Raw genomic sequence first — 14049 nt, 5'->3', positions numbered from 1 at the left:
GCCAGCGAGCGCCGCCGATGGCGGGGTGGCCGTGCAGCGAGGTTGTCCATGCTACTCAACCCCTTGCCCTGGCCGAATGGAGCCCGCCTTGCAGCGGCGATCACTTTCGACGTCGATGCCGACAGCTTGGCCCGCAGCGCGCGGATGCCCGACGGTCACCCGCGACTTCAGGCGGTGAGCATGGGCCGCTACGGTCCGACCGTCGCCGTGCCAAGGATCCTCGCGACGCTCCGCCGCTTCGGCCTGAAACAGACGTTCTTCATGCCCGGCTGGGTGATGAGGACCTATCCCGCGACGGTCGAGGCGATCCTGAAGGACGGCCACGAGATCGGTCACCATTCCTGGTGCAACGAGGATCCGGCGCAGCACTCGGCAGAGCGCGAGGCGGAGCTTTTCGGTCGGGCGATGGATATCCATGTCCGCCTTACCGGCCGACGTCCCCGCGGATACCGGGCGCCCATGCACGGCGCCACGCAGGCGGTGCTGGATCACCTCGTCAGGGAGGGATTCGTCTACGACAGCTCCCTGATGGCGGACGAGATGCCTTACATGATGCGCACGCCGAAGGGGCAGATACTCGAGATCCCACCCTGCTGGGCTTGCGACCGGCTGCCTTTGGCGACTTTCGGGGAAGCCGTCCAAGGGCTGCCCGTTGCCGCGCCTTCGGACGGGCTGCGGGTTCTGGCCGAGGAATACGAAGCCGCACGGGCCGTGGGCGGATTCTGGATGCCGGTGCTGCGCCCGTGCCTGACCGGGCGCCTCGCCCCGTGGTCGGCGCTGGAGGCATGGCTCGAAACCGTCCTGAAACGGGGCGAGGCCTGGTTCGCCCCCCTTGAAGACATCGCGGCCTTCGCGCTTTCTCACAGGGCAAGACTGCGCGTCGAAACCCTGCCCTACCCGGAAATCTAGGATTCAATACATGACCCACGGCTACGAAAAAGGTCGCCTGAACCTGCCCTTCGTTGGCATCTCCACCTTCGGCAAGAGCCCCTACCAGCAGGACTGGGATGCGATCGACGCGGACGTCGCGATCCTGGGCGCGCCCTTCGACTTCGGCACCCAGTGGCGCGCGGGCGCCCGGTTCGGGCCGCGGGCGATCCGCGAAGCCTCGACGCTCTTCTCCTTCGGTCACGCCGGCGCATACGACCATGAGGACGACGTGACCTATCTCGAAGGCGTCCGGATCGTCGATATCGGGGATGCCGACATCGTGCATACCGACACCGCGACCAGCCACGCCAACATCGAGGCGGGCGTCAGGTCGATCCTGAAGGCGGGGGCGCTGCCCGTGGTGCTGGGGGGCGACCATTCGGTCAACATCCCCTGCATCAACGCGTTCGCGGATCACGGTCCGATCCACGTCGTCCAGATCGACGCGCATCTCGACTTCGTGGACGAGCGTCACGGGGTCCGGTACGGGCACGGCAACCCGATGCGGCGCGCGGCGGAAAAGGACTACGTGACCGGGCTCAGCCAGCTCGGGATCCGCAACGTCTCCTCCACCGCGAAGGAGGGCTACGAGGCGGCTCGTGCGATGGGGTCGGACATCCTTTCCGTCCGGCAGATCCGGAAGCTTGGGATCGAGGCGGTGCTGGAACGGGTGCCGGCGGGGAAGGACTACTACGTCACGATCGATATCGACGGGTTCGATCCCTCGATCGCGCCGGGGACGGGAACTCCGAGCCACGGCGGGTTCGTCTACTACGAGGTGCTGGAGCTTCTGGACGGGCTGACGAAGCGGGGGCGGGTCGTCGGGATCGACCTTGTCGAGGTCGCGCCCGATTACGATCATACGGGGACGACGGCGATCCTGGCGGCGCAGGTCCTTCTGAATTTGATCGGCCGGATCTTCCACAACCGGGGGAAAGAAGGATAAGCGGGCGGCTCCCCACGCTGGCAAGGACGCATGGAATGGCGAGAATACGAGTGAAGATGATTTCCGTTGGCGCTGAGTTCACTGTTTCCAGGCCGTTCCATGCCGGGGCCCGGAGTCCGGGATGACCCGGCTGAACTGCTTCAAGGCCTACGACATCCGTGGCCGCGCGGGTATCGAGCTTGACGAGGGCGTCGCCTTCCGGATCGGCCGCGCCTTCGCCCGGGCGCTCGGCGCCTCGCCCGTGGTGATCGGCCACGACCCGCGGCTCTCGTCGCCGGCGCTTGCCGCCGCGCTGGCGGAAGGGCTGGTGGCGGAGGGGTCGGACGTCCTGGACCTCGGGCTTTGCGGGACCGAGGAGGTCTATTTCGCGACCGGGCATCTGAACGCGGGTGGCGGGATCATGATCACGGCTTCGCATAATCCCGCGGAGTGGAACGGGATGAAGATGGTGCGGGAGGGGGCGGCGCCCCTCGATCCGGTTGCCGACCTGTGCCAGATCCGCGCGCTGGCGGAAGCGGACGCCTTCGGCCTTCGGAAACCGGGCGGCGCGGTAAGGGACGCAAGCGCCACGCGGGCTGCCTATGTGGACCATGTGCTCGGCATGACCGACGTCGCGGCGATGCAGCCGCTGACGATCCTCGCCAATGCCGGGAACGGCGCGGCGGGGCCGACGCTCGATGCGCTGGCCGAGGGCCTCGCGTCGCGTGGCGCGCCGCTGCGCTTTGTCCGGGTTCACCACGAACCGGACGGGAAATTCCCCTTGGGCGCGCCGAACCCGATCCTGCCGGAAAACCACGCGCAGACGGCGGAGCCGCTGCGCGAAGCGGGCGCCGACATGGGCGTGGCCTGGGACGGGGATTTCGACCGCTGCTTCCTGTTCGACGCGACCGGCCGCTTCATCCCCGGCGAACATGTCGTGAGCCTGCTGGCCGCGGCCTTCCTGTCGCGCGCGCCGGGGGAGACCATCGTTCACGACCCGCGCGTGGTCCTCGGCATCCGCGACACGATCGCGCGAGCCGGAGGGCGCGCGGTCATGGCCAAGACCGGGCACGTCTATCTGAAACGCGCGATGCGCGAGACCGGCGCCATCTACGGCGGCGAGATGTCGGCCCATCACTATTTCCGTGATTTCTTTGCCTGCGACAGCGGGATGATCCCCTGGCTTCTGGTGGCCGAGTTGATGGGGCGGAAGCGGGCTGCTCTCGCCTCTCTTGTGGACGACCTGATCGCGCGCTTCCCGTCTTCAGGAGAACGGAATTTCCGGCCCGAAGACCCTGAGGCTGCGATCGCGCGGGTGATGGCCGCGTTCGGACCGGAGGCCGCCGAAATCGACGAGACCGACGGGCTGAGCCTGTCCTTCCCCGGCTGGCGCTTCTCGTTGCGCCAGTCGAACACCGAGGCGCTGGTGCGGCTCAACGTCGAGGCGGAGGGAGACGCGGCGCTGGTTTCGGAAATGACCCAAAGGATTTCAGCCCTTCTCGAGGCTTAGCGCGGCTTGCCTTCTTCCGGCCCGCCGTGAAAACTCCTGTCCGGGAGGACGCGGGATGGATTTCACCGATCTTGAAGGCAAGCGCGCGCTGGTGACCGGGGCTTCGGGCGGTTTGGGTCTGCATTTCGCGGAACTTCTGGCCGCGCGTGGCGTGCAGGTCACGCTTGCCGCGCGGCGGGAGGGCAGGCTGGAGGCGGCCTGCGCCGAGATCCGCCTGACGGGCGGCAGGGCGGAGGCCGTGGTTATGGACGTGGCCGATCCCGCTTCCGTCGCGCGGGCCATCCCGAAGGGCATCGATATCCTCGTCAACAACGCCGGGATAAGCCGGGCGGGGCCGGCGATGGATGTGGCGGAAGACGACTGGCAGGCGGTGATCGATACGAACCTGTCCGGCGTCTTTCACGCGGCGCAGGCGGCCGCGCGGGCGATGAAGGCCCACGGGCGGGGCGGCGCGATCGTCAACATCGCCTCGATCCTCGGGCTTCGTGTCGCGGGGGGTGTCGCGGCCTACGCGGCCTCGAAGGCCGGCGTGGTCCAACTGACGCAGGCGCTCGCGCTCGAGTGGGCGCGGTTCGGGATCCGCGTGAACGCGCTCTGCCCCGGCTACATCGAAACCGACATCAACCGCGAGTTCCTGGCCTCCGAAGCAGGGGAGGCTCTGATCCGGCGCATTCCGCAACGCCGGATCGGGCGGCCGAAGGACCTTGACGGGGCGCTTCTTCTCCTGGCCTCCGAGGCCGGTTCCTACATCACCGGGGCGAGCCTCGCCGTCGACGGCGGTCACCTCGTCTCCTCGCTCTGAGGTCAACATGGATTTCACGCTTTCCCCCCGCGCCGAAGACTTCCGCAACCGCATTGCCGCCTTCGTGGCTGATCACGTGCTGCCGCTGGAGGCGGACCCCGGCAGCTACGACGCGCACCAGAACGTGCGGCTGGAACTCGCGCGCGAGGTGCAGGCGAAGGCGAAGAGCGAAGGGCTATGGAACCTGCAACTTGGCGAGGAGAGCGGGGGAGCCGGCCTTGGAATGGCGGGGATGGCCCCATCCTACGAGGCGATGAACCGATCGATCTTCGGGCCGATCATGTTCAACTCCGCCGCGCCCGACGACGGCAACATGATGGTGCTGGAAAAGGCCGCGACGCCCGCGCAGCGGGAAAGGTGGCTCGCGCCGATCGCGGAGGGGCGTGTGCGGTCGGCCTTCGTCATGACGGAGCCCGCGCCGGGGGGCGGGTCGGACCCGTCGATGATCCTGACCAGGGCCGAGAAGCGCGGCGACCGCTACGTGGTGACGGGGCGGAAGTGGTTCATCACCGGGGCGGGGGTGGCCGAACACTTCATCCTGATCGCGCGGACCTCGGACGATGCGAGGCGGGGGCTTACGGCCTTCCTGTTCCACCGCGACGACCCCGGCTGGCGCATCCTGCGGCGCATCCCGATCATGGGGCCGGAAGAACACGGTGGCCACTGCGAGGTCGAGTTCGAGGGGCTGGAGATCCCGGCGGAGAACGTCCTTCTGGAAGAGGGTGCGGGGCTGAAACTGACGCAGATGCGGCTCGGGCCGGCAAGGCTGACGCATTGCATGCGCTGGCTCGGGCTTTCCAGGCGCTGCGTCGAGGTGGCGCGGGAATACGCGGATCGGCGCGAGGGTTTCGGAGTGCGGCTCGCCGACCGCGAATCCGTGCAGCTGATGCTCGGAAACCTCGCCATGCAGATCGAGATCGGGCGCATCCTGACGATGAAGGCAGCTTGGGAACTGGACCGCGGCGGCTATGCGCGCAAGGAGATCTCGATGGCCAAGGTGCAGGTGGCGAACACGCTGCACGCCGCCGCAGACACGGCGATCCAGATCAACGGCGCGCGGGGCTATTCGGGCGACACGGTTCTGGAATGGATCTACCGCTACGCGCGGCAGGCGCGGCTGGTGGACGGGGCGGACGAGGTGCACAAGATGGTGCTGAACCGCCATCTCGCAAAGGAAGGGGACGGGTTCTGGTCCTGGCCCGTGGCGACGTGAGCGGGGAGATCGACACGGGCGCGCTCGAATCCTGGCTCCGACGGGAAATGCCGGGGCGGGGTGAGGGCTTCGCGGTGGAAAGGGTCGCCGGCGGGCAGTCGAACCCCACCTTCTTCCTGATGCTCGGCGCGGAGCGGCTGGTGCTCAGGAAACAGCCGCCGGGGGAACTTCTGCCTTCCGCCCACGCGATCGACCGGGAATTCCGGGTGATGCGGGCGCTGGGCGGCACCGGCGTGCCGGTGCCCGAGGTGGTCCTCTACTGCGACGACCGCGAGGTGATCGGCACGCCGTTCTACCTCATGCGCCGGGTCGAGGGACGCGTGTTCCACGAGGCGCGCCTGCCCGGCGTCGAACCGGAGGAGCGGCGGGTCATGTATGCCTCGCTCGCACGGACGCTTGCCGCGCTCCACAACGTGGACCCGGACGCGGTGGGTCTTGGCGACTATGGCCGCCAGGGCGGTTACTTCGCCCGTCAGATCGCGCGCTGGACGAAACAGTGGAACCTGTCGCGGCAGGGCGACAACGCCGACATCGAATACCTCATCGACTGGTTGCCGGGCGCCATCCCCGAGGACAATGCCACCGCGATCTCGCATGGCGATTACAGGGTCGGGAACGTGATGTTCCACCCCGCCCGCCCGGAGGTCGCCGCCGTGCTTGACTGGGAGCTTTCGACGCTCGGCCATCCCCTCGCCGATCTCGCGCATTTCTGCATCGCCTGGCACTCGGGTCCGGACGAGTACGGCGGACTCCGGGGGCTCGACCTCGCCGCGATGGGGCTGCCGGAACAGGCGGCGTTCGAGGATGCCTATGGCGCCGAGGCACGGCATGGCCTCGGCCTCGGACCCTTCCACATTGCCTTCGCGCTGTTCCGCTTCGCGGTCGTGTTCGAAGGCATCGCCGCGCGGGCCAAGGCGGGCACCGCTGCCGATCCCCAGGCTGGCCAGCATGCGCACCTTGCGAAGGTCTTCGCCCGGGCCGCTCGTGCCGCGCTTGACGGTTAGCGGGTTCTTCCGACCTGGAACATGACCGCCGGAGGCTCCCGGCCTTGTCGTCGAAAGCCTCCGGCGCGGGTGATTGTGCCAGGGGAAGAAGCGGCGCCCGTCATTCCCCGCGGGGGAAGCGCTTGGCCTCTTCCAGGATGTTCAGGTCCATGTGGTTGCGCATGTAGCGTTCCGACGCTTTCTGCAGCGGCTGGTAATCCCAGGGGAAATAGGCCCCGTTGCGAAGCGCCTCGTAGACGACCCAGCGCCGCGCCTGGCTTTCTCGGACCGCCGCGTCGAAGCGGTCGAGATTCCAGCGCGCCTCGGAGGCGGCGCGGAGGCGAGCGAGCGTGTCGGCATGCGCCGGGTCGGCGGCGAGGTTCGTCCGTTCCGCCGGATCGCTGTCGAGGTTGAACAGCATCTCGGGGTCGAGCGCGCAGCGGATGTATTTCCACGGACCGTCGCGCAGGCAGACGAGCGGCGCCCAGGAGCCTTCGGCGGCGTATTCCATCGTCACGGGCGAGGTCCGGGCCTCGCCATTGGCGAGCGGAAGGAGGCTTTCGCCGTCCGTCCAGGGCAGGACCTCGGCCATGGATATCCCGGCGAGGTCGGCGAGCGTTGGCGTTACGTCGATCGTCGAGACAGGCGTCGGGTCGAGCCGCGGCTTGAAGCCCGGCGCGGCGATCATCAGGGGAACGCGGGCGGAGCCTTCGAAGAAGTTCATCTTGAACCAGAGTCCGCGCTCGCCAAGCATGTCACCGTGGTCCGAGAGGAAGATGATCACCGCCTCCTGCCGCGACGCTTCAAGCGCCGCCAGGATCTCGCCGATCTTGTCGTCCACGTAGGAGATGTTGGCGAAGTAACCACGGCGCGCGCGGGCGACCTGTTCGTCGGTGATGTCGAAGGCGCGCCAGTCGCAACTATCCATCAGGCGCTTCGAATGGGGGTCCTGCTCGTCGTAGGGGATCGCCTCGCCCTCTGGCATGAGGTGTTCGCAATCCTCGTAGAGGTCCCAGTATTTCCGCCGGGCCACGTAGGGGTCGTGCGGGTGGGTGAAGCTGACGGTGAGGCACCACGGGCGGTCGTCCTGGCCGCGCGACAGGTCATAGATCTTGGCGACCGCGTTATGCGCGACCTCGTCGTCGTATTCGAGCTGGTTGGTGATCTCGGCCACGCCCGCCCCCGTGACGGAGCCGAGGTTGTGATACCACCAGTCGATGCGCTCGCCCGGCTTGCGGTAGTCCGGGGTCCAGCCGAAGTCGGCAGGGTAGATGTCGGTCGTCAGCCGCTCCTCGAAGCCGTGCATCTGGTCGGGGCCGACGAAATGCATCTTGCCCGAAAGGCAGGTCTGCCAGCCCGCGCGGCGCAGATGGTGGGCGAAGGTCGGGATGTCGGAGGCGAACTCGGCCGCGTTGTCGTAAACCCGCGTGCGCGAGGGAAGCTGCCCCGACATGAAGGAGGCGCGGCCGGGCGCACAGAGCGGGGAGCCCGTGTAGGCATTCGCGAAACGGAGGGAGCGTTCAGCCAGTGCCTTCAGGTTCGGGGCGTGAAGCCAATCTGCGGGGCCGTCGGGGAACAGCGTCCCGTTCAGCTGGTCCACCATCAGGATCAGAAAATTCGGTCGTTTCGTCATGCCTCGCCTCCGTTCTGGCCGCGTCCTGCTTCGCGCGTGCGACAATCGCATTCTGTTCCGGGAACGACCAGCCTGCACCGTCTTCGCCATTGACTTCGAGGGCAGCCCTCCCTCCGATGGAGCGGAGGGAGGCGAGCCATGAAGACAGTCACCAGGTTTCCGCACGCGGTGCGCGAGATCCCGGACATGGGGATCGTGCTGAAGGATGGCTGCCGGCTGTCCGCGCGGGTCTGGCTGCCGGAGGGAGCCGAAGCGCATCCCGTGCCGGCGGTGCTGGAGTTCCTGCCCTACCGCAAGCGCGACGGGACGACTGTCCGGGATGCGCTGACCCATCCCTATCTGGCTGGGCACGGCTATGCCTGCCTGCGGGTCGACATGCGCGGCAACGGCGACAGCGACGGGCTGATGGAGGACGAATACACCGCCCAGGAACTGGCCGACGCCTGCGAGGTGATCGCCTGGATCGCGGCGCAGCCCTGGTGTTCGGGCTCGGTGGGCATGATGGGGATCAGCTGGGGCGGCTTCAACTCGCTCCAGGTCGCCGCGCTCCAGCCCCCGGCGCTGAAGGCGATCGTCACGCTCTGTTCCACGGTGGACCGGTTCGCGGACGACATCCATTACAAGGGCGGGTGCCTTCTGAACGAGAATCTCGGCTGGGGTGCGACGATGTGGGCCTATTCCTCGCGGCCGCCCGACCCGGCGCTTCGCCCCGACTGGCGCGAGGTCTGGCTCGAACGGCTGGAGGCGGAGCCGTTCCTGCCCGCGCTGTGGCTCAGGCACCAGCGGCGCGACGCCTACTGGCGGCACGGATCGGTCTGCGAGGATTTCTCCGCGATCAAGGCGGCGGTCCTGGCCGTCGGGGGGTGGGGCGACAGCTACAAGAACGCGGTGCCGCAGCTCGTGCAGCATCTCGCCGCGCCGACGAAGGGCATCGTCGGACCCTGGGTGCACAAGTATCCGCATTTCGCGGTGCCGAAGCCGAGGATCGGGTTCCTGCAGGAGACCCTGCGCTGGTGGGGCCGCTGGCTGAAGGGAGAGGAGAACGGTGCGGAAGGAGACCCGGGCTATCGTGTCTACCTGATGGACGGGGTGCGGCCGGCGTCGTGGTACGACCATCGGCCGGGACGGTGGGTCGCGCTGGACGGCTGGCCCGCGAAGGAGGTTTCGACGCAGCACCTCCCGCTGGGCCCGGGCGGCGCCTTGGGCAAGGGCGGGCATTTCGACGTGACGCTCGCCTCGCCGCAGCATTGCGGATCGGCGGGGGGCGAGTTCTGCGCGATGTGGCTGGGACCGGAGATGCCGGGGGACCAGCGGGCGGATGACGCGTTGTCGGCCTGCTTCGATTCCGGACCCATGCCGGCGACGGATCTACTTGGCGCGCCGGTCCTGCGGCTGAAGCTGAAATCCGACAATCCGCTGGCTCAGGTGGCCGTGCGGCTCAATCACCTCCACCCGGACGGAGCCTCGACCCGGATCACCTGGGGGGTGCTGAACCTCGCCCATCGCCACTCTCACGCCGATCCGGTGCCGCTGAAGCCCGGCGAGGAGGTCGAGGTGACGGTTCCCCTCGATCACATCGCCTACCGCCTGCCGGAGGGGCACCGGCTGCGCGTGGCGGTGTCGTCGGCCTATTGGCCGATGCTCTGGCCCTCGCCCGAGACCGCGACGCTGACGCTTACCGGGGGTGCGCTGGACCTTCCCGTTCTGGAAGGGGGCGAAGTCACGGCCTTCCCCGAGGCGGAGGGCGCGACGCCGCTGAAGGCACGCGCGATCCGCGAGGCGGCGCATGTGCGGCGCACCGAGATCGACCAGAGGACCGGCACGGTGAGCCTCGTGATCGAGGACGATTTCGGCGCGTCCGAGAACCTCGAACACGGCCTCGTCACCGGATCGGTGGCGAGGGAAAGATGGGACATTCACCCCGACGATCCGCTTTCCGCCAAGGGCTGGGCGCACTGGACGGAAGAACTTGGACGCGGCGACTGGGTCGTGCGCACGGAAGCGCGCTGCGCGATGTGGTCGGACAAGGAGAATTTCCATCTCCGGGCGGAACTCGAGGCGTGGGAGGGAGACCGAATGATACTGTCGAGGAGTGTCGAAGAATCGATTCCGCGCGACCACCTTTAGGGCGAACGCCACCGGGGAGGCCATCACCGATTCCATCGCGGTCATGTATCCCGGCAAGGCCGTGCGCTGCGGGCCCGAGGCCAGGCAGCTTTCGCCGCCCTTCGACGACTGCAACGACCTCCTCCTGTCCTCGGTGCCCGAGATGAAGCGCGGCTGGCCCGAGAACGTGATCGCGCATCGCAAGACCAAGAGCGCGGGACATTGATCCGGGCTTCAACCTTTCCCAAACCACCCCGCCCAGGGGTCCCGCAGGCGACGCGGGGTCCGTGGCCGGGCCGGAGAAACTGACATGGACCGCAAGCTTCTGCTCATCATTCTCGACGGCGTGCCCTACGCCAACTGGCGCCGGCTGTTCGGCAATCTCGAAGGCTGGGTCGCCTCTGGTGAGGCGCGGGTCTGGCGGATGCGGTCCGTCCTACCGTCGACCTCGGCCTGTTGCTACGCCTCGATCCACACGGGCGTCACGCCGCAGGTCCACGGCGTCTATTCCAACGGATCGATCTTCCGCGTGAAGCAGCCCGACGTCTTCTCGGAGGTTCGCAAGGCTGGCGGCCTCACGGGCGCGGTCGCGCATTCCTTCTGGTCGGAATTCTTCTGCCGCGCGCCGTTCGATTTCGTGCGGGACATCGAATACGACGAGCCCGACAACCCCGGCATCAACCACGGCCGGTTCCACACGATGACGGGCTATGACAACCTGATCAACCAGATGACGCCCTCCGACGTCGATCTTTTCGCGACGCTGACGAGCCTCTGCCGCCGGTTCGGGCTGGACTACGGGATGCTTCATACCTGCACGCTCGATTCGATGGGCCACCGGTACCACCATGAATGCGTCGAGATGGATGACGCCTGCGCGCTCATGGACGCGATGCTCGCGCCCTTCATCCCGATGTGGCGCGAGGCGGGCTACGAGGTGATCGTGACCGCGGACCACGGCCAGTCCTCGCGTGGCCACCACGGCGGCGCGGGCGAGGACCAGCAGGACTTCGCGCTATACTACTTCGGCGAGGGGACGGGACCGTCGCGCGACACGCTCCTGGACCAGCTTTCGCTCGCGCCGACGGTCCTTTCCCGCCTCGGAGTTCCCGTGCCGGAGACGATGAAGGCCACGCCCTTCCTGTCGGACTGACCTAGTTGGCGTAGTCCGCCCCGTCCGCGTCGAGCATGGTACGGATCTCCGCGAGGAAATGCTCCGCGGTGGAGGGGTAGTCCTCCCATTCGCGCGCGGTCTTCTCCGCCACCTCGTCGGAGAGGACGCGGAGCGGCCGGCCGGTCTGGAGCGCGCGTATGTAGGTCTCCGCCGCGCGTTCGAAGTAATAGAGCCGGTTGAAGGTATCCGCGACCGTGTCGCCGACGACGAGGACGCCGTGATTGCCCATGATCATGGTCTTGACCTTGGGGTCAGACATGAGCCGCGAACAGCGCTCCCCCTCGCTGTCGAACGCCATGCCGCCAAAGCTTTCGTCCACGACGCAGCGGTTGAAGAACATCGCCGTGTTCTGGTCGATCGGCGGCAGGCGGCTGTCGGCGAGGCTGGCCAGGACCGTGGCGTGGATCGAATGCACATGCATGACGCAGCGCGCGTGCGGGCAGTTCCGGTGGATCGCGCCGTGAAGGCCCCAGGCGGTCGGGTCAGGCGCGCCGGGGCGGTCGAGTGTCTTCGGGTCGTTGGCGTCGAGAAGGAGAAGCTCCGAGGCCTTCATACGCGCGAAATGCCGCGCAAAGGGGTTCATCAGGAACTTCGTGCCGTCCTCGTTGACCGCGAGGCTGAAATGGTTCGCCACCGCCTCGTGCATGTCCAGGCGCGCGGTCCAGCGGAACGCGGCCGCAAGGTCGACGCGTTCCTCCCAGTGGGCGATGTTGCGGTGGGCTGCGTTCATTCTGCTCTCCCTCAATAAGGCCACTCGCCGCGCCCCAGGGCGGCTATGGCGTCGCAGATCCGGCCGAAGCTTTCGCGGGCGCGGCCGACGGTCCGGCGCGCGCGCAGGTAGCCGTGGACGAGGCCCCTTTCATCCACGCAATGCGCGCGGCCCCCTTCGGCGACGATCCGGTCGCGGTAGTCGCGCCCGTCGTCGCAGAGGGGGTCGCACTCCGCCGTCACGATGAAGGTTGGCGGAAGGGCCGAGAAATCCGTGTCGGACAGAGGCGCGGCCGTCGGGTCGCTCCGGGGCGCCTTTCCGTCCTCGTGGCGGATCGCCATGTAATACAGCATGTCGTCGCGCGTCAGGAGCGGCGCGTCCGCGTGAGTCAGGTAGCTTCCCTTGTCCATGTCGCCGCCGAGCGCGGGATAGATCAGCACCTGCCCCGCGATGCCCAGGTCCTCGCTCCGGGCCGCGTGCGACACTGTTGCGGCGAGGGTGCCGCCGGCGCTGTCGCCAGCAAGCACGACGGGCCCGCCGAACTCCGCGGCCACGCTCCGCGTTGCCGCCAGGGCATCGTCGAAGGCGGCGGGGTGGCGGTGTTCGGGCGCGAGCCGGTAGTCGACCGAGACGACCCGGTATCCGGTCCGGTCCGCGATATCGGCGCAGACGTCGTCGTGGCTTTCGAGCCCGCCCACGACGAATCCGCCGCCGTGGAGATAGACGACCGTCGCGGGGCCTTCGCCATAGACCCGGCAGGGAACGCCGGCAAAGGCCTGGTCCTCCACCCGCAGTCCTGGCGGGTATCCCCTGTGGAAAGCCCGGCACAAGCGGTCATAGATCTCGCGCTGGCGGGATACCGGGTAGGTCGCGGTCTCGGGCGGATAATAGCTTTCGGTGAGGCGGATGAAGGCCCAGGTTTCTTCGTCGATCAGGGCCTCGTAGTCCGCCATCAGCCTCTCCGGATCGTGTCCCCGGGCTGGATTGTCGGCGTCAGTTCGACCCGTTCACCGCCAATGAGGCCGGTCTCGCTTCGCCCGGCGATGATCGCCGCCGCGCGGGCGCCGATCTCGTGGCGGCAGGCATCCATCGTGGCAAGCCGCACCGGCAGGCCGTCGAGCAGGTCGACATTGTTGAAGCCGGCGAGGCCGAGCCGGCCGGGCACGTCGATGCCCTTCTCGAGGCAGTAGAGAAGCCCGCCAGCCCCGATCATGTCGTTCGAGTAGTAGAGGAAATCGAGGTCCGGGCTCCGCGCCAGGATCGCTTCTGTCATCTCGCGGCCCTTCAGCAGCGCCGAGCCGCCGGAGTAGAATTCCCGGTCCTCGAGCGCGAGCCCGGCCTCGGCGAGCCCCGCCTCGAACCCCTCCATGCGTTTCCGGGCCCGGTGGTCGTCCGGCATCTTCGTGCCGAGGAAGGCGATGCGCCGGTACCCGGCCTTCAAGATCGCCCGCGCCATCTCGAGGCCGGCGCGGCGGTGGGAAATGCCCACGACGCTGTCCACCGCATCGCCGTCTACGTCCATGATCTCGACGATCGGGATGCCCGCGTTCTCGAGCATCGCGCGCGCGGCGGCGGTATGTTCGAGCCCGGCGATGATGACGCCGGAGGGCCGCCAGGACAGCATCTCGTAGAGCACCGTCTCCTCACGCTCGGGCGAGTAATTGGTGACGCCCACGACGGGCTGAAGGCCAGTTTCCTCCAGTTCCTGCGAAATGCCCGTGAGGACCTCGGGGAAAACGAGGTTCGACAGCGAGGGAATGATGACTGCGACGAGGTTTACCCTTTGGCTCGCAAGCGCGCCGGCGATCTTGTTCGGCACGTATCCAAGCTTCTTCGCGGCAGCCAGAACGCGCTCGCGCGTCGATTCCGACACGTCACCCCGGTTCCGGAGCACTCGGCTCACGGTCATTTCGGAAACGCCGGATGCCTCGGACACGTCGCGAAGTGTGAGCGTCCGGCGGGGTTCTGGGGGGCTCGACTTGTTCACGGAGGTCCTTTCGGCGGAGGCTCTAGAATCCAATTTCTAACGACAAAGGTTTCGCTTGTCCAAGCTGTAGGAGTCCG

Annotated in this window: 12 protein-coding genes and 1 pseudogene; 9 read left to right on the top strand and 4 right to left on the bottom strand. The window is 67.7% G+C overall.

What is annotated here, in order from left to right; all coding sequences use genetic code 11:
- Nucleotides 1-48 precede the first annotated feature (48 nt).
- The 6 genes from ABCN56_RS07900 (at nucleotide 49) to ABCN56_RS07875 (ending at nucleotide 6384) form a co-directional block, all read left to right on the top strand.
- Complete coding sequence (locus ABCN56_RS07900; protein WP_343080263.1) at nucleotides 49-909, top strand: polysaccharide deacetylase family protein; 861 nt, start codon at nucleotides 49-51, stop codon at nucleotides 907-909.
- Nucleotides 910-919: 10 nt separating this feature from the next.
- On the top strand, nucleotides 920-1876 hold the full coding sequence (speB, locus tag ABCN56_RS07895) for an agmatinase (RefSeq protein ID WP_343080262.1): 957 nt from the start codon (nucleotides 920-922) through the stop codon (nucleotides 1874-1876).
- Between the two features lie 121 nt (nucleotides 1877-1997).
- A complete protein-coding gene (locus ABCN56_RS07890) occupies nucleotides 1998-3365 on the top strand; it encodes a phosphohexomutase domain-containing protein (protein WP_343080261.1) in 1368 nt (455 codons plus the stop codon).
- A 55-nt stretch (nucleotides 3366-3420) separates the two neighbouring features.
- Nucleotides 3421-4167 carry an SDR family NAD(P)-dependent oxidoreductase gene (locus ABCN56_RS07885; protein WP_343080260.1) on the top strand — a complete coding sequence of 249 codons (747 nt, stop codon included), beginning with the start codon at nucleotides 3421-3423 and terminating at the stop codon, nucleotides 4165-4167.
- 7 nt (nucleotides 4168-4174) lie between these two features.
- Nucleotides 4175-5380 carry an acyl-CoA dehydrogenase family protein gene (locus ABCN56_RS07880; RefSeq protein ID WP_343080259.1) on the top strand — a complete coding sequence of 402 codons (1206 nt, stop codon included), beginning with the start codon at nucleotides 4175-4177 and terminating at the stop codon, nucleotides 5378-5380.
- On the top strand, nucleotides 5377-6384 hold the full coding sequence (locus ABCN56_RS07875) for a phosphotransferase family protein (protein ID WP_343080258.1): 1008 nt from the start codon (nucleotides 5377-5379) through the stop codon (nucleotides 6382-6384). Before ABCN56_RS07880 ends, ABCN56_RS07875 begins: the two co-directional genes overlap by 4 nt.
- Nucleotides 6385-6484: 100 nt before the next feature.
- On the opposite strand, the gene betC is transcribed toward ABCN56_RS07875, so the two are convergent.
- The gene (gene betC, locus ABCN56_RS07870) at nucleotides 6485-7996 is read right to left on the bottom strand and encodes a choline-sulfatase (RefSeq protein ID WP_343080257.1); all 1512 of its coding nucleotides are present in this window, start codon (nucleotides 7994-7996) and stop codon (nucleotides 6485-6487) included.
- A 138-nt stretch (nucleotides 7997-8134) separates the two neighbouring features.
- Here betC and ABCN56_RS07865 point away from each other — a divergent pair, with 138 nt between their 5' ends.
- The 3 genes and pseudogenes from ABCN56_RS07865 (at nucleotide 8135) to ABCN56_RS07855 (ending at nucleotide 11255) form a co-directional block, all read left to right on the top strand.
- Nucleotides 8135-10123 (top strand): CocE/NonD family hydrolase, encoded by a 1989-nt coding sequence (locus ABCN56_RS07865; RefSeq protein ID WP_343080256.1) that lies wholly within the window; start codon nucleotides 8135-8137, stop codon nucleotides 10121-10123.
- Between the two features lie 7 nt (nucleotides 10124-10130).
- Nucleotides 10131-10328: pseudogene (locus ABCN56_RS07860) on the top strand (ABC transporter); the annotation flags it as partial.
- Between the two features lie 84 nt (nucleotides 10329-10412).
- Entirely contained in the window at nucleotides 10413-11255 is an 843-nt protein-coding gene (locus ABCN56_RS07855) for an alkaline phosphatase family protein (RefSeq protein WP_343080255.1), read from the top strand.
- 1 nt (nucleotide 11256) lies between these two features.
- Here the strand turns inward: ABCN56_RS07855 and ABCN56_RS07850 are convergent, their stop codons facing one another.
- From ABCN56_RS07850 to ABCN56_RS07840, 3 genes are read right to left on the bottom strand one after another with little or no spacing between them, the layout of a single operon-like run.
- Entirely contained in the window at nucleotides 11257-12006 is a 750-nt protein-coding gene (locus tag ABCN56_RS07850; RefSeq protein WP_343080254.1) for a class II aldolase and adducin N-terminal domain-containing protein, read from the bottom strand.
- An 11-nt stretch (nucleotides 12007-12017) separates the two neighbouring features.
- Nucleotides 12018-12938, bottom strand: a complete 921-nt coding sequence (locus ABCN56_RS07845; protein WP_343080253.1) for an alpha/beta hydrolase — start codon at nucleotides 12936-12938, stop codon at nucleotides 12018-12020.
- Nucleotides 12938-13972, bottom strand: coding sequence for a LacI family DNA-binding transcriptional regulator (locus ABCN56_RS07840; RefSeq protein WP_343080252.1), 1035 nt, complete (start codon nucleotides 13970-13972; stop codon nucleotides 12938-12940). The genes ABCN56_RS07845 and ABCN56_RS07840 overlap by 1 nt, the downstream gene beginning before the upstream one ends.
- Nucleotides 13973-14049 lie beyond the last annotated feature (77 nt).

The sequence above is a fragment of the Ostreiculturibacter nitratireducens genome (assembly GCF_032670585.1).
GTDB classification, from domain to species: domain Bacteria; phylum Pseudomonadota; class Alphaproteobacteria; order Rhodobacterales; family Rhodobacteraceae; genus Ostreiculturibacter; species Ostreiculturibacter nitratireducens.
This window is presented reverse-complemented; position numbering and strand designations above follow the sequence as displayed.

Excerpts from the sequence above, each read along its gene's own strand:
- betC (WP_343080257.1), bottom strand. The coding sequence starts at position 7,996 with ATGACGAAACGACCGAATTTTCTGATCCTGATGGTGGACCAGCTGAAC.
- ABCN56_RS07845 (WP_343080253.1), bottom strand. The coding sequence starts at position 12,938 with ATGGCGGACTACGAGGCCCTGATCGACGAAGAAACCTGGGCCTTCATC.
- ABCN56_RS07890 (WP_343080261.1), top strand. The coding sequence starts at position 1,998 with ATGACCCGGCTGAACTGCTTCAAGGCCTACGACATCCGTGGCCGCGCG.
- ABCN56_RS07885 (WP_343080260.1), top strand. The coding sequence starts at position 3,421 with ATGGATTTCACCGATCTTGAAGGCAAGCGCGCGCTGGTGACCGGGGCT.
- speB (WP_343080262.1), top strand. The coding sequence starts at position 920 with ATGACCCACGGCTACGAAAAAGGTCGCCTGAACCTGCCCTTCGTTGGC.
- ABCN56_RS07850 (WP_343080254.1), bottom strand. The coding sequence starts at position 12,006 with ATGAACGCAGCCCACCGCAACATCGCCCACTGGGAGGAACGCGTCGAC.
- ABCN56_RS07855 (WP_343080255.1), top strand. The coding sequence starts at position 10,413 with ATGGACCGCAAGCTTCTGCTCATCATTCTCGACGGCGTGCCCTACGCC.
- ABCN56_RS07880 (WP_343080259.1), top strand. The coding sequence starts at position 4,175 with ATGGATTTCACGCTTTCCCCCCGCGCCGAAGACTTCCGCAACCGCATT.
- ABCN56_RS07900 (WP_343080263.1), top strand. The coding sequence starts at position 49 with ATGCTACTCAACCCCTTGCCCTGGCCGAATGGAGCCCGCCTTGCAGCG.
- ABCN56_RS07865 (WP_343080256.1), top strand. The coding sequence starts at position 8,135 with ATGAAGACAGTCACCAGGTTTCCGCACGCGGTGCGCGAGATCCCGGAC.